The organism is Rhodococcus sp. MTM3W5.2, assembly GCF_001984015.1.
In the GTDB taxonomy this organism is placed as follows: Bacteria; Actinomycetota; Actinomycetes; order Mycobacteriales; family Mycobacteriaceae; genus Rhodococcus_G; species Rhodococcus_G oryzae.
The window spans coordinates 4,778,954-4,800,132 of sequence record NZ_CP019572.1 but is presented as its reverse complement, the minus strand read 5'-3'; the positions used below and the strand labels follow the sequence as shown (position 1 = coordinate 4,800,132).

21 protein-coding genes, 4 tRNA genes and 4 pseudogenes are annotated in these 21,179 nt (G+C 68.3%); 14 read left to right on the top strand and 15 right to left on the bottom strand.

Annotated elements, in window-relative coordinates; all coding sequences use genetic code 11:
* Nucleotides 1–76 precede the first annotated feature (76 nt).
* The 4 genes from dusB to BTZ20_RS21860 form a co-directional block, all read right to left on the bottom strand.
* Entirely contained in the window at nucleotides 77–1,234 is a 1,158-nt protein-coding gene (gene dusB / locus BTZ20_RS21875; protein WP_077042797.1) for a tRNA dihydrouridine synthase DusB, read from the bottom strand.
* A gap of 69 nt (nucleotides 1,235–1,303) precedes the next feature.
* On the bottom strand, nucleotides 1,304–2,263 hold the full coding sequence (locus BTZ20_RS21870; protein ID WP_077042796.1) for an acyl-ACP desaturase: 960 nt from the start codon (nucleotides 2,261–2,263) through the stop codon (nucleotides 1,304–1,306).
* Between the two features lie 258 nt (nucleotides 2,264–2,521).
* The gene (locus BTZ20_RS21865) at nucleotides 2,522–3,124 is read right to left on the bottom strand and encodes a DUF937 domain-containing protein (RefSeq protein WP_027503377.1); all 603 of its coding nucleotides are present in this window, start codon (nucleotides 3,122–3,124) and stop codon (nucleotides 2,522–2,524) included.
* A gap of 110 nt (nucleotides 3,125–3,234) precedes the next feature.
* The gene (locus tag BTZ20_RS21860; protein WP_077042795.1) at nucleotides 3,235–3,687 is read right to left on the bottom strand and encodes a hypothetical protein; all 453 of its coding nucleotides are present in this window, start codon (nucleotides 3,685–3,687) and stop codon (nucleotides 3,235–3,237) included.
* A gap of 108 nt (nucleotides 3,688–3,795) precedes the next feature.
* Here BTZ20_RS21860 and BTZ20_RS21855 point away from each other — a divergent pair, with 108 nt between their 5' ends.
* Both BTZ20_RS21855 and BTZ20_RS21850 read left to right on the top strand, forming a co-directional pair.
* Nucleotides 3,796–4,170 carry an MmcQ/YjbR family DNA-binding protein gene (locus BTZ20_RS21855; RefSeq protein WP_077042794.1) on the top strand — a complete coding sequence of 125 codons (375 nt, stop codon included), beginning with the start codon at nucleotides 3,796–3,798 and terminating at the stop codon, nucleotides 4,168–4,170.
* Nucleotides 4,167–4,775, top strand: a complete 609-nt coding sequence (locus BTZ20_RS21850) for a hypothetical protein (RefSeq protein WP_077042793.1) — start codon at nucleotides 4,167–4,169, stop codon at nucleotides 4,773–4,775. The genes BTZ20_RS21855 and BTZ20_RS21850 overlap by 4 nt, the downstream gene beginning before the upstream one ends.
* A gap of 10 nt (nucleotides 4,776–4,785) precedes the next feature.
* Here the strand turns inward: BTZ20_RS21850 and BTZ20_RS21845 are convergent, their stop codons facing one another.
* Nucleotides 4,786–5,661, bottom strand: a complete 876-nt coding sequence (locus BTZ20_RS21845) for a LysR substrate-binding domain-containing protein (protein ID WP_077042792.1) — start codon at nucleotides 5,659–5,661, stop codon at nucleotides 4,786–4,788.
* Between the two features lie 112 nt (nucleotides 5,662–5,773).
* On the opposite strand from BTZ20_RS21845, the pseudogene BTZ20_RS21840 reads away from it, so the two are divergent.
* Nucleotides 5,774–7,007 (top strand): annotated as a pseudogene (locus BTZ20_RS21840) (MFS transporter).
* On the opposite strand, the gene BTZ20_RS21835 reads toward BTZ20_RS21840, so the two are convergent.
* Both BTZ20_RS21835 and BTZ20_RS21830 read right to left on the bottom strand, forming a co-directional pair.
* Nucleotides 6,982–7,365 carry a hypothetical protein gene (locus BTZ20_RS21835; protein ID WP_077042791.1) on the bottom strand — a complete coding sequence of 128 codons (384 nt, stop codon included), beginning with the start codon at nucleotides 7,363–7,365 and terminating at the stop codon, nucleotides 6,982–6,984. The pseudogene BTZ20_RS21840 and the gene BTZ20_RS21835 overlap by 26 nt on opposite strands.
* 399 nt (nucleotides 7,366–7,764) lie before the next feature.
* A tRNA-Lys gene (locus BTZ20_RS21830) sits at nucleotides 7,765–7,840 on the bottom strand.
* Between the two features lie 137 nt (nucleotides 7,841–7,977).
* On the opposite strand from BTZ20_RS21830, the gene BTZ20_RS29290 reads away from it, so the two are divergent.
* From BTZ20_RS29290 to BTZ20_RS21805, 6 genes are all read left to right on the top strand, one after another.
* Entirely contained in the window at nucleotides 7,978–8,541 is a 564-nt protein-coding gene (locus BTZ20_RS29290; RefSeq protein WP_262982506.1) for a CorA family divalent cation transporter, read from the top strand.
* Nucleotides 8,538–9,017 (top strand): CorA family divalent cation transporter, encoded by a 480-nt coding sequence (locus BTZ20_RS29285; protein ID WP_262982505.1) that lies wholly within the window; start codon nucleotides 8,538–8,540, stop codon nucleotides 9,015–9,017. The genes BTZ20_RS29290 and BTZ20_RS29285 overlap by 4 nt, the downstream gene beginning before the upstream one ends.
* Before the next feature lie 251 nt (nucleotides 9,018–9,268).
* The gene (locus tag BTZ20_RS21820; protein WP_077042790.1) at nucleotides 9,269–9,964 is read left to right on the top strand and encodes a ScbR family autoregulator-binding transcription factor; all 696 of its coding nucleotides are present in this window, start codon (nucleotides 9,269–9,271) and stop codon (nucleotides 9,962–9,964) included.
* A 79-nt stretch (nucleotides 9,965–10,043) separates the two neighbouring features.
* A tRNA-Glu gene (locus BTZ20_RS21815) sits at nucleotides 10,044–10,116 on the top strand.
* A gap of 47 nt (nucleotides 10,117–10,163) precedes the next feature.
* Nucleotides 10,164–10,237 (top strand) — tRNA-Asp (locus BTZ20_RS21810).
* A gap of 54 nt (nucleotides 10,238–10,291) precedes the next feature.
* A tRNA-Phe gene (locus BTZ20_RS21805) sits at nucleotides 10,292–10,368 on the top strand.
* Between the two features lie 68 nt (nucleotides 10,369–10,436).
* On the opposite strand, the gene BTZ20_RS21800 is transcribed toward BTZ20_RS21805, so the two are convergent.
* Complete coding sequence (locus tag BTZ20_RS21800) at nucleotides 10,437–11,087, bottom strand: response regulator transcription factor (protein ID WP_077043896.1); 651 nt, start codon at nucleotides 11,085–11,087, stop codon at nucleotides 10,437–10,439.
* A 17-nt stretch (nucleotides 11,088–11,104) separates the two neighbouring features.
* Complete coding sequence (locus BTZ20_RS21795; RefSeq protein ID WP_223263465.1) at nucleotides 11,105–12,082, bottom strand: sensor histidine kinase; 978 nt, start codon at nucleotides 12,080–12,082, stop codon at nucleotides 11,105–11,107.
* Between the two features lie 417 nt (nucleotides 12,083–12,499).
* Between BTZ20_RS21795 and BTZ20_RS21790 the strand changes: the two genes are divergently transcribed.
* A complete protein-coding gene (locus BTZ20_RS21790; protein ID WP_189636526.1) occupies nucleotides 12,500–12,919 on the top strand; it encodes a hypothetical protein in 420 nt (139 codons plus the stop codon).
* Here BTZ20_RS21790 and BTZ20_RS21785 read toward each other — a convergent pair.
* Complete coding sequence (locus tag BTZ20_RS21785) at nucleotides 12,906–13,586, bottom strand: MspA family porin (protein ID WP_077042788.1); 681 nt, start codon at nucleotides 13,584–13,586, stop codon at nucleotides 12,906–12,908. The genes BTZ20_RS21790 and BTZ20_RS21785 overlap by 14 nt on opposite strands.
* 98 nt (nucleotides 13,587–13,684) lie before the next feature.
* A complete protein-coding gene (locus BTZ20_RS21780; RefSeq protein WP_077042787.1) occupies nucleotides 13,685–14,335 on the bottom strand; it encodes an MspA family porin in 651 nt (216 codons plus the stop codon).
* Between the two features lie 192 nt (nucleotides 14,336–14,527).
* On the opposite strand from BTZ20_RS21780, the gene aztD reads away from it, so the two are divergent.
* Nucleotides 14,528–15,781 carry a zinc metallochaperone AztD gene (gene aztD / locus BTZ20_RS21775; protein WP_077042786.1) on the top strand — a complete coding sequence of 418 codons (1,254 nt, stop codon included), beginning with the start codon at nucleotides 14,528–14,530 and terminating at the stop codon, nucleotides 15,779–15,781.
* 21 nt (nucleotides 15,782–15,802) lie between these two features.
* Here the strand turns inward: aztD and BTZ20_RS21770 are convergent.
* The 4 genes and pseudogenes from BTZ20_RS21770 to BTZ20_RS29955 all read right to left on the bottom strand — a co-directional run.
* Nucleotides 15,803–17,025 (bottom strand): annotated as a pseudogene (locus tag BTZ20_RS21770) (globin domain-containing protein).
* Between the two features lie 97 nt (nucleotides 17,026–17,122).
* On the bottom strand, nucleotides 17,123–17,338 hold the full coding sequence (locus BTZ20_RS21765) for a hypothetical protein (protein ID WP_077042785.1): 216 nt from the start codon (nucleotides 17,336–17,338) through the stop codon (nucleotides 17,123–17,125).
* Between the two features lie 109 nt (nucleotides 17,339–17,447).
* Nucleotides 17,448–18,367: pseudogene (locus BTZ20_RS21760) on the bottom strand (pseudouridine synthase).
* Between the two features lie 358 nt (nucleotides 18,368–18,725).
* Nucleotides 18,726–19,511: pseudogene (locus BTZ20_RS29955) on the bottom strand (Gfo/Idh/MocA family protein); the annotation flags it as partial.
* A gap of 109 nt (nucleotides 19,512–19,620) precedes the next feature.
* On the opposite strand from BTZ20_RS29955, the gene BTZ20_RS21745 reads away from it, so the two are divergent.
* The 3 genes from BTZ20_RS21745 to BTZ20_RS26965 all read left to right on the top strand — a co-directional run bounded on the left by BTZ20_RS21745 (nucleotide 19,621) and on the right by BTZ20_RS26965 (nucleotide 21,136).
* A complete protein-coding gene (locus tag BTZ20_RS21745) occupies nucleotides 19,621–20,181 on the top strand; it encodes a hypothetical protein (RefSeq protein WP_145982387.1) in 561 nt (186 codons plus the stop codon).
* Nucleotides 20,159–20,785: a hypothetical protein gene (locus BTZ20_RS21740; protein WP_077042783.1), complete on the top strand. Its 627-nt coding sequence runs from the start codon at nucleotides 20,159–20,161 to the stop codon at nucleotides 20,783–20,785. Before BTZ20_RS21745 ends, BTZ20_RS21740 begins: the two co-directional genes overlap by 23 nt.
* Before the next feature lie 129 nt (nucleotides 20,786–20,914).
* Nucleotides 20,915–21,136, top strand: a complete 222-nt coding sequence (locus BTZ20_RS26965; protein ID WP_145982386.1) for a hypothetical protein — start codon at nucleotides 20,915–20,917, stop codon at nucleotides 21,134–21,136.
* The last annotated feature ends 43 nt before the right edge of the window (nucleotides 21,137–21,179 follow it).

Here is a 21,179-nt window from a genome sequence, read left to right as displayed (position 1 = left end):
TTATCGGGACCGCTGGTTCCACTCAGGCTCGAGAGCCGCAAGTGCGGAGCCTGCGCAGCGACCAGAGTTCAGAGGGTCAGCCGCCCGAGTGCATCAGGTCGGCACCCGCGGGAACCAGGCAGTCCTCCGGATCGTCGAGCCAACCCTCGGGCAGGGAGACCTTGCCGGGCGACCCCTGGCGTCCACGCGGACCCTCGGCGTCCTTGGGGAAGGGCACCGTCGGGTCGAGCTGGGCGAGGAGGTCGTCGAGCTCGGTGAGGGTGGACACCATGGCCATCGCCACCCGCATCTCCGACCCGGCGGGGAAGCCGCGGAGATACCAGGCGACGTGCTTGCGCAGCTCGCGCAGGCCCTTGTCCTCGCCGTGGTGGTCCGCCAGGAGTTCGGCATGCCGCCGGATGATGGACGCGACCTCACCGAGGTTGGGCGGGGTCGGCTCGGGGGTGCCCGCGAGAGCGGCGCTCAGCTCGGCGAACAGCCACGGCCTGCCGAGGCAGCCGCGGCCGACGACGACGCCGTCGCAGCCGGTCTCCGCCATCATCCGGACCGCGTCCTCGGCGGCGAAGATGTCGCCGTTGCCGAGGACCGGGACGTCGGTGACGTGCTCCTTGAGCCGGGCGATCTCGTTCCAGTCCGCAGTGCCCGAATACCGCTGGGCGGCGGTGCGCGCGTGCAGTGCCACCGCGGCCGCGCCCTCGCCTGCGGCGATGCGTCCGGCATCCAGGTGAGTGTGGTGCTCGTCGTCGATCCCGACCCGGAACTTCACGGTGACAGGGATGTCGGTGCCCTCGGTCGCGCGGACCGCGGCCGCGACGATCTGGCCGAACAGGGTGCGCTTGTACGGCAGGGCCGCGCCGCCGCCCTTGCTCGTCACCTTGGGAACCGGGCAGCCGAAGTTCATGTCGATGTGGTCGGCCATGTTCTCGTCGACGATCATCTTCGCGGCGGCGTAGGTGGTCGCCGGGTCCACGGTGTACAGCTGCAGCGACCGCGGCGTCTCGGTGGGCCCGAAAGTGGTCATGTGCAGGGTCGCGGGCTGGCGCTCGACCAGCGCCCGAGCGGTCACCATCTCGCAGACGTACAGCCCCGAGGTGCTGCCCGAGCGGGCGAGCTCCAGCTCACGGCACAGGGTGCGGAACGCCACGTTCGTGATGCCCGCCATCGGGGCGAGCACCACGGGGCTGCGCAGCTCCAATGAGCCGATTCGGAGGTGCTGGCCGGCGGGTGATGACATTCGATACCTCGATAGAAAGGGCTGTGCCCGGTACCTGTTTCGGTACCGGGCACAGAATAGCTGGCGCTCTCAGGAAGCCTGCTGCTCGCGCTTGGCGGCCTCGCGGGCCAGCATGCGGTCGCGCTGCTCCTCGAACTTGGTGGCCTGCGCGTCGAGGTTCTCGAGGAACTTGGCGAGGTCCTCGCGGGTCTGTTCGCCCTCGGCGGTGAAGTCGGTGCGGTCGAAGATGTTCCACTTGCGGAGCACCGGCATCACCACCTCCTCGAGGTGCTGGCGGAGGTCGTAGATGCCGTGCTTGGCCATCAGGACGCCGTTGCGGCGGAAGTTGGGCATGCCCGCCCCTGGCATCTGGAAGTTCTGGACGATCGTGTTGATCGATCGCAGCGCCTGATCGGGCGCCAGGTCCAGCGCCGCGCCGCAGATGTTGCGGTAGAAGATCATGTGCAGGTTCTCGTCCGCGGCGATGCGCTGCAGCATCTTGTCGGCGACGGGCTCGTTGCAGGCCTTGCCGGTGTTGCGGTGTGAGACGCGGGTCGCGAGTTCCTGGAAGGTCACGTAGGCGACGGAGTGCAGCAGCCCGGCGGCGCCGCCGTCGGGGAGCGACGAGTAGCCGTTGGTCATGTGTTCCATGCGGAAGCGCTCGAGCTCGACGGGGTCGACGGCGCGGGTCACGACGAGGTAGTCGCGCATCACGATGCCGTGCCGGTTCTCCTCGGCGGTCCATCGACCGACCCAGGTGCCCCAGGCGTGGTCCATCGAGAAGTTCTCGGCGATCTCGCGGTGGTAGGAGGGCAGGTTGTCCTCGGTGAGCAGGTTGGTGATCATGGCCGCGCGCGCGACCTCGTCGAGCTGCGACTGCTCGATGTCCCAGTCGTCGCCACCCATGGCGGCGAAGTTGCGGCCCTCGTCCCACGGGACGTAATCGTGGGGGTGCCATTCCTTGGCCATGGAGATATGGCGATTCACGTTCTCCTCAGCAACCTGCGCCAGCTCCTGAAGCAGTTCGAGTTGGGTCAGATCCCTGGCCATACGCATGCCCTCCAAGTGTTGTCTGAAATCGGCTCAACGTAGCCTACGGGACCGTAACCACGTTGTGAATCGTTTGAAATGCTCACAGCCTGGGAATAACCACCGGGTATGGGACACCCCGTCCGGGTCATCGGGTCCCTCCGGCAGTCCGTTACAGCACTGCACGGACGGGATGTGGCGCGTACTTTCTCCGCGCACGGAACTGGCGGCGTCCCGATTCGGGACGCCGCCAGTTCTGCAGGGATTCGAGCGTGCGGACTACTTGCGCCCGCCGCCGAGCAGGCCGCCGAGCAGGTCGCCGAGGCCGCCGGCCGCGCCGCCGCCCGCCGCGCCGCCGAGGATGCTGCCGAGGACGTTTCCGAGGCCGCCCGCGGACTGTCCGCCGCCGCCGAGCAGGCCGCCGAGCAGGTCACCGATACCGCCGCCGGACTGGGCCTGAGCGGGCGCCGCGGCGCCGCCGCCGGAGAACTGCTTGGCGATGAACGCCAGCACGATGGGGGCCAGGATCGGGAGCAGCTTGCCGACGAGGTTGCTGTCACCGGCGCCGCCCGTGTTGCCGAGCGCGCTGATCACCTGGTTCTTGTTGTCACCGAAAACGTTGTTGACGATCTTCTCACCGTCGGCCTCGTCGACCTGGTCGATATCGACGCCGCCGGTGAGCAGGGCCGGGTCGGAGTGCTGCGCGAGGGCGGATTCCAGCGATGCGGCACCCGCCGGGTCCTGGGCGTTCGCCTCGAGGCCGCCGACAAGGGTCGGGATGGCCGTCTTCACTGCCGCGGTCGCGGTCTCTTCGTCGACCCCGAGCTTGGCAGCGATCTGGCTGATCGGGATCTGGGACAAAAGGTCGTCAAGTGATGCCATGGGTGCCCGCCTTTTCGTGGACGCCTCTTTTCTCGAGCGTCCGGGTGCGTCCGACACTAGTGACCGTTCCGGCAGGTTGGGAGGATCGCCGCGCGGACCGGCGCGTCGATTCAGACGGTCGCGGAGGCCTTTTCACGTGGGACGAGGCATGCGAACAGCGCCACGACGAGCCCACCGGCAACGAGATTGAGCCCCATCTGATTGGTCAGCAGGTTCGATGCGTGGTCGCGGAACTCGTCGCCGAAGCGTTCATTGACCCGAAAGAAGAACGCGGCCAAGGTGATCACGCCGACGATGATGCCGACCCAGCCGAGCGCCCTTGAGCCGACGAGCGCGCTGAGCAGGATGAGTGCCGCCGAGATCACGAGCAGCATCGCCATCGACTTGTAGAACGTCACCGTCTGATCGCCGAGCTGCTCGAGGACCCATCCTGCTGGGAATCCGTTTCGGAGATCGTCGATCCCGACATCGGTTGGAGTGACGTCCTGCATGATCGGCAGGAATGCGCCGATGCCGACCGCGATCCCGCACAGAAGCAGGACGAAGTGGACCCAAGTTCGCATGGCGCTCTCCCTCGCATCGGATCGGGTGTCACGCGTGCTGCATCCACGGTAACAACACGCACGGTCCGCCGCTGGCGGAACCCGAGCGATGCGAGCAGGATTCACGCCATGGGCGACAACATGCGACGTCTCGAGGAGATCATCGCCGATCTCCCGGAAGCCGAGCGGGTCGATGTGGCCGCGTGGGGCGACCACCCCACGTTCCGGGTGCGCGGCAAGAACTTCGTCTTCAGTGACGCCACGGCCGAACATCTCTCGTTCAAGCTGACCATGGACGAGGCCGCCGCGGTGGTCGCCACCGAACCGGGGGCGAGTCCGTCCGGTTACGGCCTCGGCAGGCACGGGTGGGTGGCGCTCGAGGTCGAAACGGGGGCGGACGAGGAGCGCTGGGCGCAATTGCGCGAGTGGGTCCGGACGAGCTTCATCTTGGTGGCGCCGAAGACGCTCGCGCGCCGGGTGCTCGAGGAGGACGGTGCGACATGAGCGAGGAGAACACGACCACCGGTGCGGTGCAGGCAGGGAAGGAAGGTCTGCCCGGCTGGGCCAGGAAAGTGATCGCCGGGCTGGTGCTCGCTGTCGTCCTGGTGATCACGTACTTCATCCTGGCCGCCTTCCTGCCGAGGTGGTGGGCGCAGCAGGCCGGGGCGTTGTCGTCGGGCAGCTTCACGAGGGGCATCGCCTGGGGGCTGATGTACGGCGTGCTGTGCACGGTGGTGCCGCTGTTGCTGTTCTTCTTGGCCTGGCGGGTCCGCGGCCGGAAGCACAGTCGCGTGGTGCAGGTGGTGGCGGTGATCCTGGGAATCGTTGCGGCGCTGCCGAACTTGCTGACCCTGACCGTGGTTTTCGGTGGGAACACCGCCGCGCATGCGGGGGAGCGGATCCTCGACGTGGACGCGCCTGGATTCCGAGGCGCGTCGCTGGTCGGCGCGATCATCGGGGTACTGGCCTTCGCGGTGTTCGTCGCGCGCAGCGTGTCCTATCGACGCCGAGGCGCCGAGCTCGCCAGGATGCGCGAGGAGGAGAGGGTGCGCCGAGAGGCGGTCGCGGCGGACGCGGAAGCAGCGTCGGGCCAGGACGAGCAGCGCTGAGTCCCGCGACTCAGGTCCGCCGGGCGACGAAGTCGCGGAAGCGCAGGACCGGTGGGGTCAGTGGGCGGTCCTGGGCCCAGATCATCCCGATCTCGCGCGCCGCACGCGCGCCGCGGACGGGGATGATCACGATCCCGTCGGGCCAGCGGGCCGCCTGCGAGACCGGGACCAGCGCCACCCCCAGCCCGGCGGACACCAGGCCAGTCGCCGTGGCGAGCTCACTGCTCTCGAAGACGATCTCGGGCGTGAACCCGGCCCCCTCCGCTGCCTCGTCGAGCAGCCGTCGCATGCCGAAATCGGGATGCATGGCGATGAAGGGCTCGTCGGCGGCGTCACCGAGGTCGATGGCCGCCCGGACGGCCAGGCGATGCCCGGCGGGAACCGCGAGGGCGAGGGGCTGACGGCTCAGCAGCAACCACTGCAGGTCGGCGGCGTCCGGTCGGGGCGAGACAACGGCCAGATCGGCGTGGCCGGACCGGACCCGTTCACCGAGGAGCCCGGCGGCGTCCTGGTGCAGCGCGAACCGGATCTGCGGCGCCTCGGAGCGGAAGCCCCGGATCAGGTCGGGGATCAGCCAGGTGCCGAACGAATGGAGGAAGTCGAGTCGCACCGTGCCTGCCGTGGGACTGATCATCGTGGCGATCCGCTCCTCGGCGCTCGTGAGTTCTGTCAGTGCGCGCGAGGCGTGCTCGAACATCAACCGGCCGTGCTGGTTGAGGCGGAGGCGGCGTCCGTGGCGGTCGAACAGCTCGACGCCGAGCTGTCGCTCGAGCCGGGCCAACCGTCGCGACAGCGTCGGTTGGGACAGCCGCAGTATGTCGGCCGCGGAGGTCACCTGCCCCTCCTCGGCGAGGACCACGAACCACTTCAGGTCGGCGGAGAGCATGTCGGTCCCGATCCCTTGACGACTACATATGTTCTATCTGCATATAGAACACCGAAAACTCTCATTTTGTCGATAAGTGCAGGTCGGTCAGGATGGATTCGGAGGCCATTCGATGACTATGACGACGACACTCACAGGGCAGGACGCACCGCACCGGCGCGGATCGCCCGGCTATGCCCGGATCACGGTCGCCCTGTTCGCGGCCGGACTGACCACTTTCATCTCGATGTACTCGACGCAGGCGCTGCTGCCCGCGCTGGCACAGGGCTTCGCGGTGCCGCCCGGCACGGCCGCGCTGGCGGTCTCGGTGACCACCGGCGTGCTCGCGCTGGCCATCATCCCGGCGAGCGTGCTCTCCGAGCGGTTCGGACGCACCACGGTGATGGTCTGGTCGGCCGTGCTGTCCTGCGCGGTGGGATTGGTGCTGCCCCTCAGCCCGACGATCGAATGGCTGCTCGTCGGGCGCGTGGTCCAGGGGTTGGCCCTGGCGGGGATCCCGGCCGTTGCGATGGCGTATCTCGCGGAAGAGGTGCACGGCAGGGATCTGGGGGCCGCGATGGGCCGGTACGTCGCAGGAACCACGATCGGCGGACTCCTGGGCAGGCTGATCCCGTCCACGGTGCTCGACATGAGCACGTGGCGTTGGGCGATGGAGGCGTCCGCGGTGGCGGCGGTGCTGCTGGCGGTGGTGATGGCCAAGACAATGCCGGAGTCGCGCTTCTTTCGTCCGAAGCGGGTCAGCTGGGGGACTGTCACGGCCAATCTCGTTCTGCACCTTCGCAACCGGGATCTCAAGGCGCTGTTCGCGCTCGGTTTCATCCTGATGGGCGGTTTCGTCTCCGCCTACAATTTCCTCGGTTTTCGGCTGCTGGCCCGCCGTTCGATCTGACGGAGGCCGCGGTCGGCGCGGTCTTCCTGCTCTACCTCTCGGGACGGTCACGGCCGCGGTGGCCGGTCGGCTGGGCGACCTGGTCGGCAGGCGATGGGTGCTCCTGGCAGCGGTATGTGTGAGCGCGGTCGGCCTGGTGGTGACATTGCCGGACGTTCTCGCGCTGGTGTTGGTCGGCATGCTGCTGTTCACCGGTGGTTTCTTCGCGGCGCACTCGGTGGCGAGTGGCTGGGTGGGTGCACTCGCAACCGAGCACCGTGCGGAGGCGTCATCGCTGTACCTGTGCGCCTACTACCTCGGCTCGAGCCTGGCCGCCACAGGCGCCGGCCTCGCCTTCGGGTGGGGCGGATGGACGGCGACCGTGGCCTATATCGGCGCGCTGCTGCTGGCCGCCATCTGGCTCTCGCTGTTGATGCTGCGGACGCCCGAGGTCAGACGCGCTGACGCGCCCGTGTGAGGGGCGGGCCGGCCTGCTGTTTTGCCGCCAGGCCGAGCGCGCCCGCAGCCGTGACGATCGCCCCAGCGGCCACGGACACTATCGCCGCAGCGGTCGTGCCGTTGGGGAAGTCCATCGCCAGCGGTGTGGCGAGCAGGAAGAGCCCGAGTGCGATGAGACCCCAATGGCTCGACCGCGATTCGGTGGACATGGCCCACAGGCCGACGGAGTAGGCGAGTAGGCCGAGGATGAGGATGGCGCCGGTGATCTGCCGGTAACCCCGATCCGGCACCCACATGCTCAGCAGCACGAGGGCGATTCCGGTCGCGACGACGACCATGTCGCGGCGTACCTCGCGGACGTGTTCGGAATCGCTCATGGCAGCCTCCCTGATGGTGCGCCGCCACGCTCACCGGCTTCGGGGATCGGAGCGTGACGTCACTCGCTTCCGGTGTCCCCATTCTGGACCCGCGGTGGGTGGGTGTCGAGCCACGAATCGGATTCGGGAGGAACTCAGTCCAGGCAGGCATTCCCGCTGGACGGGCTGCTGAAAAGGGGCTGCGGAGCGGGTGCAGAACTCGGCGTCGAGGCCGAGGCGGTGAGGCTGGTGTTGTCGGGATGGCTGAAGAGCGGGACCGGGGGGTCGACCATGTGTTCCATTGGGAGAGCATGCTCCAATCCGGCGCGGAAGGCCATTGACGCGGCCTTGGCGTGTCGACGGAGGGCAGCGGGGCCGGAAACGAAACGGTCCCGCCGGGCGATCGCCCGGCGGGACCGATGGTGCCCCCAGTAGGGCTCGAACCTACGACCTGCGGATTAAAAGTCCGTAGCTCTACCAACTGAGCTATAGGGGCGCGGTGCAGGAGTCTAGTGGCTTCGCCGCGTCGGCGAGGACAGGACCCCGGCAACGGTGAGCGCGCCGATCTAGGCCGCGTCGGCGCTCGTTCGCGGCCGAGTGCGCGATGATGGCGGGGAGGCCATGGGAGGGCTGATGGAGAAGCCGCGAATCGACACGGTTCAGGTGTCGTGCGAAGTCCGAAACCGGCTCTACCGGAAGGCGGTGCTGGCCGGTTCGGATCTTCCGCTCGACGAGATCGCCTCGTACCGGTCCGACGAGGACGCGCTCATCTGGGTCGACCTGCTCGCCCCGTCGGTAGGTGACATCGTGGCGCTGTCCCCGCTGATCGGCGGAGCGGTGGCCTTGCATCCGTTGGCCGTGGAGGGGGCGATCACCGGACATCAGCGACCCCGGCTGGTCAGGTTCCGCGACCACAGCATGTTGCATACGCGCGCTGTGCGTTTCGACGCGAAGGGCGGTCAGCTCAGCTCCACCGACATCTCGATCTTCATCCTCGACCGCGCGCTGATCACCATCCGGTCCGATGACCGTTTCGCGATCGATCCGATCCTCGAGGACTGGGACGACAACCCGGATCTCGCGGGTTTCGGCGTCGGCTTCCTGCTGCACACCGTCCTCGACGAGATCGTGGACGGGTATTTCGTCGCCCTCGATGCCCTGGACGAGGAGATCCAGGGCTCGAGGACGAGCTGTTGATCTCGGACGGCGCGCAGAGCGCGGGACGGTCGAGGAACGCGGTCCAGTTGCAGAGCTTCACGCTCCGCAAGGCGGTGGTGCAGTTGTCCCGGTCGGTGCTCCCGATGAACGAGGCCTTCAGTGCGCTGCTCCGGCAGGGCGCGCACGTGCTCGACGCCGAGATGACGCCCTACTACCAGGACATCTACGACCATGCCCTGCGCGCCACCGAACGAATCGACGGGTTGCGTGACACCATCGAGTCGATTCTCGCAACCCACCTTGCGATGCAAGGTAATTCACTGAACGAGATCATGAAGAAGCTCACCGCATGGGCCGCGATCATCGCCATTCCCACCGGGGTGACGGGCTACTTCGGTCAGAACATCCCGTTTCCCGGTTTCGGTCAGACGGAAGGATTCTGGCTGAGCACGGTCTTGCTGGTCGGGCTCGCCTTCGGGCTGTGGCTGAGCTTCAAGCGCCGAGACTGGCTGTGAACGAGGGTGCCGCCGCACCGTGCCGAGAACGCAAACAGCTCGGGTGCGCACCCCCTGCGCCGCACCCGAGCCGGCTGAATCGTACCACTCGGTGTGTTCTGCGGTCTGGATACTTTACCCGCAGGTAGGTGGAATCCGCATGAGGTTCCCCCGAAACGGTCCAAATTAGGGCTAAGGTGACAACGAGGTCGTCTGGTGGCCTGTCGGGGCACGGGATAGAGCTGCACGGTTTTCGGAGGCGACTGGCTCACATGGCACGTCAACAGGAACGCGCACGTAGGACGCGCGCGGCGATCGTCGAAGCCGCTGCGGTGGAGTTCGCCCGCCGGGGCTACGCCGCCGCGTCGGTGAACACGATCCTGGAGGGGTCGCACGCCACCAAGGGCGCGATGTACTTCCACTTCGAGTCGAAGGAAGAGCTGGCCCGGGCCGTCCTCGCCTCAGCGCTCGATCACTACACGCAGACCAATGATCGTTGGAAGGCCGTCGACGCCGACCCGTTCCAGGTGCTGCACTCGATCATCGTGGAGCTGGCGGAGCGGTTCGCCAACGACGTCATTGTCCAGGCGGAGTTCCGGCTGATCGTCGAGCCCGAGTTCTACGCCGAGGTGCGGTCCGGTGGTTCGCAGGTGTGGGGGCAGACGGCGCACGAACTCGTGCTGCGCGCACAGGCCGAGGGTCATCTCCGGCCGGGGGCCGACCCCGGCACGTTCACTCGCGTCCTCGGTGCGGCCCTGGCAGGCCAGCGCTACATGCTCGACCTCACCGCCGACAGCACGCCGCTGCCCGAACGATTCGAGGAGGCGCTCGCGGTCGTGCTCGAGGCGATGGCGTCGCGGGAGTGGCTCGAGGGCTGGCATCGCACCGGTTGGCTGGACCTGCGTGCCGACACTGGTGCCGAAACCCCCGAAAATGGGCCAGAAACCGCCTCTGACCATTCGATTTGAGTTTTCCTGAATCAGTGTCTTAAGCTATCCCAGCTCCCAACGGAAAGCCGTTGAGGGAATTGCCGGAGAGATCCGGCGGGGCCCCTTCGTTTAGCGGCCTAGGACGCCGCCCTTTCAAGGCGGTAGCGCGGGTTCGAATCCCGTAGGGGGTACAGTTCGACCGGTAAGATCGAGTGTTGTTGACACCAACACTCTGCAAGGCCCTGTGGCGCAGTTGGTTAGCGCGCCGCCCTGTCACGGCGGAGGTCGCGGGTTCGAGTCCCGTCAGGGTCGCAAAGTGCCGTTAGTTAGGCGCAGTGCGATAGGCATTCGGTTCGGGTGCCGCCCGGCCAGGTAGCTCAGTTGGTACGAGCGTCCGCCTGAAAAGCGGAAGGTCGCCGGTTCGATCCCGGCCCTGGCCACCATGAGTGGTTACTGAAACTCCGGCTTCGAGTTCAACTCGAAGTCGGAGTTTTTTCGTTGGTTCGCAGGGTCACCGGCTCCCGGGGCTCACGACTCCGTTGTCGAAGGCGTACACGATCGCGGCGGCCCGGTCCCGAAGACCGAGCTTGAGGAAGATGTGACCGACGTGACTCTTCACGGTCACCCCGGAAATACCTAGCTCCCGACCGATCTCGGCGTTGGTGTGTCCACGCCCGATCAGGGTCAGCACGTCGAGTTCGCGTGCGGTCAGATCGTCGAGGGTCGATGTGCCGTTGCCGGGAACCGGCGCGGAGGTGCGGTAGGTGGCGAGGACCCGCTCGGTGACCGCCGGGTCGAGGCAGGCACCGCCCTCGGCGATGGTCCGAATGGCGCGAATGAGTTCCTCGGCGGGCGAATCCTTGAGGATGAAGCCGGCGGCACCCGCGCGCAACGCGCCGGAGAGCAGATGATCGTCGTCGAAGGTGGTCAGCACCAGCACGGGCGGCGGTCGATCAGTCGATTGCAGCTGCCTCGTCGCCTCGATCCCGTCGACCCGTTTCATCCGCAGGTCCATCACCACGACGTCGGGGGAGTGGAGCGCCACCGCGGCGGGCACCTCGGCGCCGTCGGCGCACTCGCCCGCGATGATGAAGCCGTCCTTGCGCCGCAGGATCCGTCGCAGTCCCGAGCGCACCAACTCCTGGTCGTCGACCAGGAGCACCTTGACGTCCGTCGCGGTCACGAGAGCCCGGGGATCCCGCGCGAGAGCATGCAGTTGCGGAATTCGATCCCGAGCGGGAACTCGGCGCGCACCGACCATCCGTTCGCGTCCGGGCCCGCGACCAACGAGCCGCCAAGGAGTTCGGCGCGCTGTCGCATCCCCCTCAGCCCGGAGCCGACGCCGGGCTCGGATCGCGGCGCGCGGTGGGTGCCGTTGACAATCGACACGACGACCGCATCGTCCGCCACGCGGAGCCGGACCTTCGCGGTCTCGCCCGGCGCATGCTTGACGACGTTGGCCAGCGATTCCTGGGTGATCCGATACAGGCCGAGACCGGTGGCCGCGGACACGGCCTCCGGACTGCCGGTCAGGTCGTACTTCACGTGCACGCCCGCGCGGACGAAGTCTGCGACGAGTTCCGGGATGTCGGCGATGTCCGGCTCTGGTGTGACCCTGGAGGGTCCGGCGTCGAGCAGGCCGACGGTCTGCCGGATGTCGGCCATCGCCTGCCGGCCCAGGCGCTCCGCGTCGGTGAGGGCCTCGATCGCCTCGTCGACATCGCGATCCTCCTGGAGCGCTCGGCGGGCACCGGTCAGGTGCAGCAGCGTGATGCTCAACGAATGCGCGATGACGTCGTGAACCTCGCGGGCGATGCGCCGCCGTTCGTCGCCCGCGGCCTGCTCGGCGCGGCGGGCCACGGCTTCGCGCTCCCGTTGGAGCAGGCGCAACTGGGTCTGGAGCACGAAACCCACCATCCACCCGAGCACAACACCGGTGAGGTAGGGCGGGATCCCTTCGAGGTCGCCGAGGGTGGCCGCGGCCACGATCATTCCGACCGCCGCGACGGCAACCGAGACGCTGACCCTCGGTCCGGTGGTCGCCGCGACCTGGGCGACGCCGACGATGAGAATGAACGGCGCGACGTCGTTGGGCACCGGATCCAGCAGCAGCAGCGCCGTTCCGACGAAGGTGCTGGCGATGAGGGTGACGGGCACCAGCCGGGGTGGGGCACCGGCAGGCCGAGCATCACCCCCAGGCAGGCGCTCATCGCGATCAGCCCGCCGATCAGCGCCCAACCGGGTGGGATGAGGGCGCCGCGCTGCGCGACCGCGACGATGGCGGCGGCGATCAGGCCGAGATCGCTCGCGATCGGGATCGCGGGCGGGTAGTCATAGGGCAGCACCGCCACGCGTCGGTGCAGGTACTCCGTTACCACCTTCACCCCGCCAGCCTAAGGGCTGATCCGGCCGCCGGCATCGTGCCACGAGCGGTCACGATCTCCACCCACGGTAGGAGACGAAGTCGCGACCCTGGCATGTCGATCCGGGTCCGAGGACTCCGTAGCGTCAGCGGTACCGACAGATACGGAGGTGAGTTCAGTGTCCTGGAATGACTTTCACGCACGCGGTGCCGTGCTTCAGCTGGTCTTGGAGCGGGCTCGGGTCGACCCGAGCGATCCCGGGCTGTTCGTGGACCTGCCCGACATACAGAAGCTGTTCGGCGGGCCCGACGGTGTCCTGCTCGCGCTCGAGCATCGATGGACCACCCACCTCGCGGCGAAACTCGATCAGGCGATCGAGGATGGCGCCCCGCCGAACACCGCATGGAACGAGCTGACCGCAGAGCAGCCCGAGTTGCGGGCGATACTGGACCGCTATGCCCGTCGCTCGCCGTCCCTGCGCGCGGCCCAGCATGCCGAGCGGGGGATGATCGGCGCACATTTCAACGCCCAGGTCCATGCCGACGACAGCGGCGGGCTCGGCGGCGGCCGCCCGGAGTCCGGTGCCGCCGCGGCCTCGCCCGCCTCGGAGTCGGTGGTCAGCCGATGCTGAAGGGCTGGCCCCAGAAGGTGACGGTGCCCTTGACGTTCTCGGTGTCGACGGTGACGTTGACGTAGGAGCGGGCCTGCGCGTAGCCGGCGCAGCCCTCGACGCCCATGGTGGAGTCGGCCCAGGTGACGCTGCCGGTGGCGCCTTCGAAGGAGTGCTCGCCGGAGTGCGACTCGCCGCCGAAGTCGTCGGCGGACTCGAGGTCGAGGACCGAGAAGCTCGCGGCCTCGCCGGGTCCGATGGTGACGTTGCCCGCGGTAGCGGCCTCGGGCTCGCCCGCGGTGCCGTCCCAGCCGGCGCCCATACCGGACTCGGCACCGGTCTCGCCGCCGAGGGTGAGCTGGCAGGCCACGATGTAGCCGGGCTCGATGTCGCCGCCCTCGGCGCCGGAGCCGCCGGAGATCTCGACCTTCGCCGAGCCCGACACCCACACGTTGCGGTGCAGCGGGGTCGCGCCCATGGAGCCGGAGATGTTCGCGGACTCGCCGGTCATGGTGACGGTGACGACGGTGCCGTCGGCGAGGGTCTTGGTGATGGTGCCGCCGGGCAGCGGCACGAAGGTGTCGGCATTGGCCGCACCCGCGGACAGGAAGCCGACCGCGACGGCCGTGGCCGCGCCGACGGCAGAGATCTGCAGCCCGCGACGCAGGCCGTTCTTGCTGGAGTTCATGAATTTTCCTCTGAGGGTTCAGGTATCGGGTTCAGGCGTGGACTGTGCGCGCGTTGTACCCCAGTCGGGGTGCAACACGCGCACGGGCGGCGGAGCCGCTATCCGATGCTGAAGGGCTGGCCGTACAGGGTGGTCTTGGAGTAGTCGTTGCCGACGATCTCGACCACCGTGTACGAGCGGGCCTGCGCGTAGCCGCCGCAGTTCTGGATCTCGATCTGGGTGTCCTGGTACTGCACGGCGTACTTGCCGTTCTTCTTGATGTCCTTGCCCGCGACACCGACGAACTTGACCTGACCGGCGGACACCGGGACCGTCAGCGACCCGGAGATCGACGGACCGTCCATGCTCACGCCCATCCCGATGGACCCACCCAGACCGGTGATGTCGACCTGGCAGCCCACGATGTAGCCGGTGCTGATCCGCGAGACCCCATGCGTCGAGGAGTTGTTGGTGCCCTTGTCGTTGGTCGCACCGTTCCACGGACCAGCCTCGCCCTCACCGGAGACACCGGTGACATCGGCGGTGACGGTGCCCGAGACCCACGCGGTGCGGCCGGCACCATTGGCGGCCAGCGACGGCGAGATCAGGACACTCTCACCGGTACGCCCGACGACCGCACCCGGCCCGGCCTTCTGCCCGTCCGGCAGCGGCACAAACGTGTCGGCATGCGCCGCACCGGTCGACATCAGGCCGATAGCCACGGCCACGGCCGCGGCCGCACCGACACCAGCAATACGGAACTTGCTCATTGAATCCCCTTCATCGGCCGCGGCACGCGGGCATGCGGCACCAGGTCACATGGAAATGATTTCCAGAAACCTAGGGAGGATAGGGGCCCGCTGTCAAATGCGCTCCCAGGGAAGGCCTTTCGGCCAAATGGGTGCACGTATGCGCATTATATACTTTGACAATCATTTGCAATAAGGCCGAAGCTGGTGGGCATGACCAAGACCCCCACTCCTCGTGTTCGCGCCGCGGCGGCGTCCGCCGTCCTCGCGACCGCCCTGCTCGCCGGCTGCTCGTCCGGGATCGACCCGCAGGACCAGGCCACTGCCACCGCTGGATCCGAAACCGCTGGACCGGTGGAGGTTTCGGGCGCGACACCGCGTCTCGCGGTGTCATACGACGGCGGCGTCCTGGTGCTCGACGCCGAGAGTCTCGAGGTGGTCGGGCAGGTGCCCGTCGACGGCTTCACCCGGCTGAACCCGGCGGGAGACGGCAGGCACGTCCTCGTCACCACCGGCGACGCCTTCGAGGTGCTCGACGTCGGGACCTGGTCCGAGCCGCACGGCGACCACTCGCATCACTACACCGCGGCCCCGGCGTTCACCGGCACCGAGTTCGCCGCGAACAAGCCCGGCCACGTGGTCCGGCATGCCGATCGCACCGTGCTGTTCCACGATGGGTCCGGGCTGGTCGAGATGTTCGATCCGCACGGGCTCGCGGACGGGAAACCGGCGGTGGACAGCCACGCGACCGCCGAGCCGCACCACGGGGTGGCGGTGGAACTGGCGAACGGCGGGCTGATCACCACGCTCGGCGACGAGAAGACCCGCACCGGCATCGTCGTCCTCGACCGGGAACGCAGGGAGGTCACCCGCAACGAACAGTGCCCCGGCGTGCACGGCGAGGCGGCGGCCGCAGACGAGGTTGTCGTGTTCGGATGCCAGGACGGGGTGCTCGTCTACCGCGACGGTGTGGTCACGAAGATCTCGAGCCCGGATGCCTACGGCCGGATCGGCAACCAGGCAGGCACGGGCACCTCCGATGTGGTGCTGGGCGACTACAAGACGGACCGCGGCGCGGAACTCGAACGGCCGCAGCGGGTGATGCTGGTCAACACGACGACAGCCGCGATGACGCCCGTCGACCTCGGCGCCAGCTACACCTTTCGGTCCCTCGGTCGAGGCCCGCGCGGAGAGGCGCTGGTGTTGGGCACCGACGGCCTCCTGCGCGTGATCGACCAGCACACGGGCGCGGTGACCAACCGGATACCGGTGCTGGGTGCCTGGACCGAGCCGGAGAAGTGGCAGTCGCCGCGGCCCGCCCTGTTCGTCGACGGCGGCACGGCCTACGTCAGTGATCCGGCCGCGAAGTCGATCCATGCGGTCGACCTCGAGGCCGGCGCCGTGGTCCGTTCGGCGGTGCTGCCGCAGTCGCCCATCGAGCTGACCGGCGTCGGCGGCCGGATTTAAGGCCGGCCGCCGCGCGGACGGTCAGCCTGCCGAGGCCCAGCTGTCCGGGCCGAACACCTCGTAGTGGATGTGCTCGGCCGGGACCTGGCGTTCCATCAGCGTCTCGCGGACGGAGAGCATGAACGGCAACGGCCCGCACAGGTAGACCTGGGTGTCCGGCTCGATCTGGACGGCGGACAGGTCCGCCCGGCCGAGGTGCGTGGTGTCGCCCGCGGCTCGGGTGCCCAGGTCCTCGTACCACCGGTGCATCACCGCGAACGGCATCCGCTGCACCAGCTCTGTCAGCTCCGCCCGGTGCGCATGCTGGGCCGGGGAGCGGTCCGCGTGCAGCACGGAGACCTGACGCGGGTCGCCGGTGGCGGCGAGGTGGTTGAGCATCCCGATCATCGGGGTGCAGCCGATCCCGGCGGACACCAGCAGCAGGGGAGCGTCGTCGTCCTCGAGGACCAGGTCGCCGAAGGGCAGCGACACGGAAACCTCGTCGCCCTCGAAAAGATTGCGGTACAAGTGGTTCGAGACCTCGCCCGCCGGACTCGCCGACCCGTCGGGCAGCGTCTGCGCCGGGACCGCCTTGACGCTGATCTGCCACTCGGACTGCGACGGCGCGCCGACCAGGCTGTACTGCCGGATCTGGCGCGCGCCGTCGGGCAGTCGCACGCCGACGGAGACGTACTGTCCCGGCCGGTACGCGGGCAGGGGTTCGCCGTCGGCCGGCTCGAGGATGAAGGTGACGGTGTCCGCGGACTGGAGGACGCGTCGGCCCACCACCATTCGGCGCCAGACGTCGCCGGCCTGGACCCCGGACGCGGAGTAGAGGTCGGCCTCGAGCCCGATCAGGGTGTCGGCCATCAGCCAGTAGACCTCGTCCCAGGCGGCCGCGACCTCCGGGGTGACGGCTTCGCCGAGGACCTCCACGATCGCCTCGAACAGGTACTTGTGCACGATCACGTACTGGTCCGCGGTGATTCCGAGCGAGGCGTGCTTGTTCGCGATCCGCGACATGATCAGTTCCGTGCGGGGGCGTCGGGGCTGACCTGCAGTGCCGCGAATGCGGCGATCGCGCCTGCGAGGGCCTTCTGCTGCTGGCCCTGCTTCTGGTTGCCCCGATTGAACAGATCGCGTTCGAGCTCGGGATGGGCGGCGAACATCTTCGGATAGAAGAGCGCGGTGATGTCCTCGATGGCAGCGCCCACGGCGGGGAGGGTCGCCTTGATGACTTCGGTGGATGCGGGGGAGAGGGTCATGACCCGACGGTATTTAACTTGCATCTGAGATGCCAGTATTGTGACGTAGTCCACTACGGTGCGTAGTAGTTCCCCTACCTGTGGGTTCGCCGGTATCTCATGCCGCGTCCGGCAGGTTCGCGAGGCAGGATGCGGCGTGTGCGGCCAGGAACCGGTCGGCGTCCTCCTCGTGGCCGGTGGTGGTCAGCAGCTCCGCGAGGATGTGGGCCTGGCGGAGGTTCGCGGCCCGCGCGACGGCCTGGAGGAAGTCGCGATCACTGAAGAGGTCCGCGGCGTCGTCCGCGCGCTGGAGAATCATGCAGAGGTCGGTCATCTCGGGCTCCGATCGGTGTGCGGATCCGCCGGGGTGTCCGGCGGTTTTTCCGATATACCGATGGTGACGGAGATCTGTGAGCGCACGGTGTGCGCTCCTTGGCAATTCGCTAAGGGTTGGGTTTGCCGGTCTTCCCCCAGGCGGACAGGTGTCGCCCGCTCACGAACCGTCTCGGCTCGCCGGTGTGCGGGTCATCGAACTCGACCGAGCGGGCCAGGAGTTGCAGCGGATTCGAATAGTCCTCCGGTGCAACGTCATACAGCTGTGGATAGAAACTGTCGCCGATGATCGGGATGCCGAGTGAGTTCAGGTGAACCCGCAGTTGATGCATCTTCCCGGTGCTCGGGAGCAGTCGATAGCGGGCCAGATCGCCGCGCGCCTCGAGGAGCTCGATGCGGGTATGGGCGTTCGGTTCCCCGGTGCCTCGATGCACTGCAGCATTCCGCGTTCCTTGACGATGCGGCTGTGCACGGTCCGCGGCAGCGTCAGCGCCGGGTCGAATCCGGCGATCGCCTCGTACTCCTTGGCCACCAGCCGCTGTTCGAACAGCAGTTGGTACGCCCGCCTGGCCTCCTGCCGGACGGTGAACACCAGCACGCCTGCCGTCACGCGGTCCAGGCGATGGGCGGGTGTGAGCTCGGGAAGGTCCAGGTCGCGGCGCAGCCGGACCAGCGCCGACTCCACGATGTGCCTGCCCCGCGGCGTGCTGGCGAGAAAGTGTGGTTTGTCCACGACCAGCAGGTCCCGGTCCCGGTGCAGGATCTCGATCTCGAACGGCACCCGCGCCTCGACCGGCGGGTCTCGGTAGAGGTATACGAACGAGCGCGGCGCGAACTCGGTCTCGCTGGTGACCGGCACCCCGTCCCCGCCCATCACCTCGGCCAGTGCGACCTTCTCCCGGAGCCGCGCTGCATCGTCGGGGAACCGGGCGAGCAGGTACGCCATCACCGTGGTCCATGGGCCGCGTTCGGGCAGCCTCAGCCGGGTGGGGTTGAGGCCGTCGCGGACGGGGAGCGGGGCGGCGGACACACCTCGGAGGGTAGGCGGTCGCCCCCGGTCGAGGCCAGAATCGGCCCGGGTCTAGGGGCCTCGACCCGCACGGACCGCCCCTCTCGACCCGAGCGGCGAATGGCGTCCAGCACAGCCTGTCCCGCGACACCGTCCCGGAAGGTCGCCGCCGGGGCTCGTTCGGGTCGGGGGCCTGCCCGAGGATGCGCCTGCGGAACGCATCGGCGAGCCGGGCATACGGGGCGCGATCCAGCCCGGTCGAGTGCATCCAGTCGTAGGTGGTCTGGAAGAGGTCGTGCGGCGGCGGTTGTGGGGCCGGGTTGGTCAGGTCGGCGGGCATCGGTACCTCGTGCTCACCGGTCGCGTCGGCGTGGAACACCTTGTCGCCGTTTATCGACAGTGTGCCGAGTGTGCCCGCGATGCGGGTGGTCATCAGCAGCGGCCCCCACGCGCCGACCGTGCTCTGCAGCACGCCGTCGACTCCGGTCGTGGTGCGGAAGTGCACGGTGAAGGAGTCCTCCGCGCTCTGCCCACGATCGGCGACGACCGGCAGCCCGGCGCTGACCATCTCGAATTCGCCCAGGGTGCTACGGATCTGGTCGATCATGTGAGTGCCCTGCGCGCCGAGCCAGCCGCCGCCACTACTCGCGTCGGTCCACCAGCCGGGCGCCTCGCTGCCCTCGGCGGCGAACAGCGGCAGATGCATGAGGAAGGTGGCGAGCCGCGGGGCGCCGATCGCCCCGTTGCGGATCTGCCGGGCAAGCAGCGCCTGTGGGCTCGCGTAGCGGAACTCGGTGCCGACCATGTGCACGACGTCGGACTTCTCGGCGGCGGCCAGCATCGCCCGAGCCTCGGCCAGGTCTGCCGCGAACGGCTTCTCGCACACCACATGCAGCCCTCGCTCGGCCGCCTCGACTGCCAGCGCGGCATGGGTGTGTGGCGGCGTCGCGATGGTGACTGCGTCGATGTCCGCGACCGAGAGGGCCTCGTCGAGGGAGGTTGCGGCGTGCGGTATCCCCATGCGCTCGGCGCGGTCCACAGTGCGATCTCGATCGCGGCCGACGAGCGCGCGGACCTCGAACCCGGCATCCCGGAACGCCGGTACGTGGGTGATGCAGCCGAAGCCGGTCCCGATCACGGCCAGCCCAAGTGTCTTGTCCGTCATGCTTTTCCTGCCTGATTCTGCTCGGCGCCCGTCGAATTGCGATACGGTCCAGCACGTTAGTGTGCCGCTGTCGGGGGCGGTATGGAATCCGACTACATAGGAGTTCCGTATGACCCGACGCTCTGGTGCATGCCTGTTGTTCGCCGCAGTAGGGGCGCTGATGCTGCCCGGGATCGCTGCCGCGGACACGGCGGATGGTGGTGGCGGTGGCTGGGGGCCGTTGACGGTCGGCGGCGCCACCCAGGCCTTCACCGGCACCATGACACTCGGCGGCGGTTTCCCCGCAGCGACCTTCGTCAGCGACTCCCGAGCCCCGGTGCAGATTCCATCCGGTGCCAGCACCTATCTCAACGCGAACACCCCGGTCGGCGCGAAATACGGGTCGAGTCAGGGCAAGGGCTACATCAACCTGCACCCGAAGGCCGACAACGCGACGTCGCCGTCGACCACCACGTACACCTTCGACGCCGCGACGCCGACCGCGGGCTGGACCTTCGTCCTCGGAGACATCGACGCGGACCGCGTCGTCATCTCGGCGACCGACGCCACGGGGGCCGCGGTCCCTGCTGCCGGGCTCGGGTTCAGGGGGCCTTCAACTATTGCGGGGGAAGCCCGGCACCGTGTCCGGCGGATCAGGATGTGCCGGCGTGGAACGGCGCGGGCGAACTGATCGGCAACGCGGGGCGAGCGACACGTCCGGTGCCGCGGCGTGGTTCGAGCCGACGGCGGCCCTCAAGACGCTGACCTTCACCTACTACCAGCGCTCGGGTCTGCCGGTGTATCAGACCTGGTTCGCCTCGCTGGCCAACGATGTCTCCGGCACCGTCACCGGGTGCCCGGGCGCCGCGGCGACGCCGGCGGCCGGGGTGCCCGTGAAACTGATCGGACCCGCAGGCGTTGAGGTCGCTGCCACGGTGACCGCGGCCGACGGGACCTACTCGTTCACGAACTACACCGCCGCACCGGGGTACCAGGTCGAGGCGACCGTCGCCGCGGACTGCGTTCTCGACGCCACGAGCAAGCCGGCCGATCTCGGGGCGGGCGATGTGGCCGGACTGAACTTCGTCTCGACGCCGAAGTCGGTCGATCCTGAGCCCTGCGACCAGGCCGGGACGGGCAGCGCCGGTAGCTCGGGAAGCGCAGGCGGTTCGGGCAGTCCCGACAGGTGCGCGGGCGGCTCCGGGTCCGGCTCGGGATCGATCACGGACCTGCTCGAGTTGGGTAGCTCGGGCGGTGCGGCCGGCGGCAGCACGATCACCAGCGGCATGCAGTAGCCGTCGAGATCTGCTGGGTTTTAGCAATATTCGAAGAATCGCCCTGAACGGACGTCCGTATATGTAGGGTCTCGCGCATCGAGAGCCGGCACCGCCATGGGGGCCGGATGTGATTGCACAGGAGTACGAATGACTCGGCGTTCCATCGCGTGCCTGTTCCTCGTCGGCGCAGGTCTTATGGCTGCCCCGGCGGTCGCCAATGCGACCCCGACCCCGCCTCCGCCGCAGACGTGCGACAGCACGAACCAGACCCCCACGGAGGATGACGATTGCGGGGGCGGTTCGAGCGCCATCGACCTCGCGGCCCTGTTCGCGTCCCTGACGACGGGCGCCAACAGCGGCCAGAACTAGCACAGCGGCACCACGGGTGCGGGCGCGGATCCATCGGATCCGC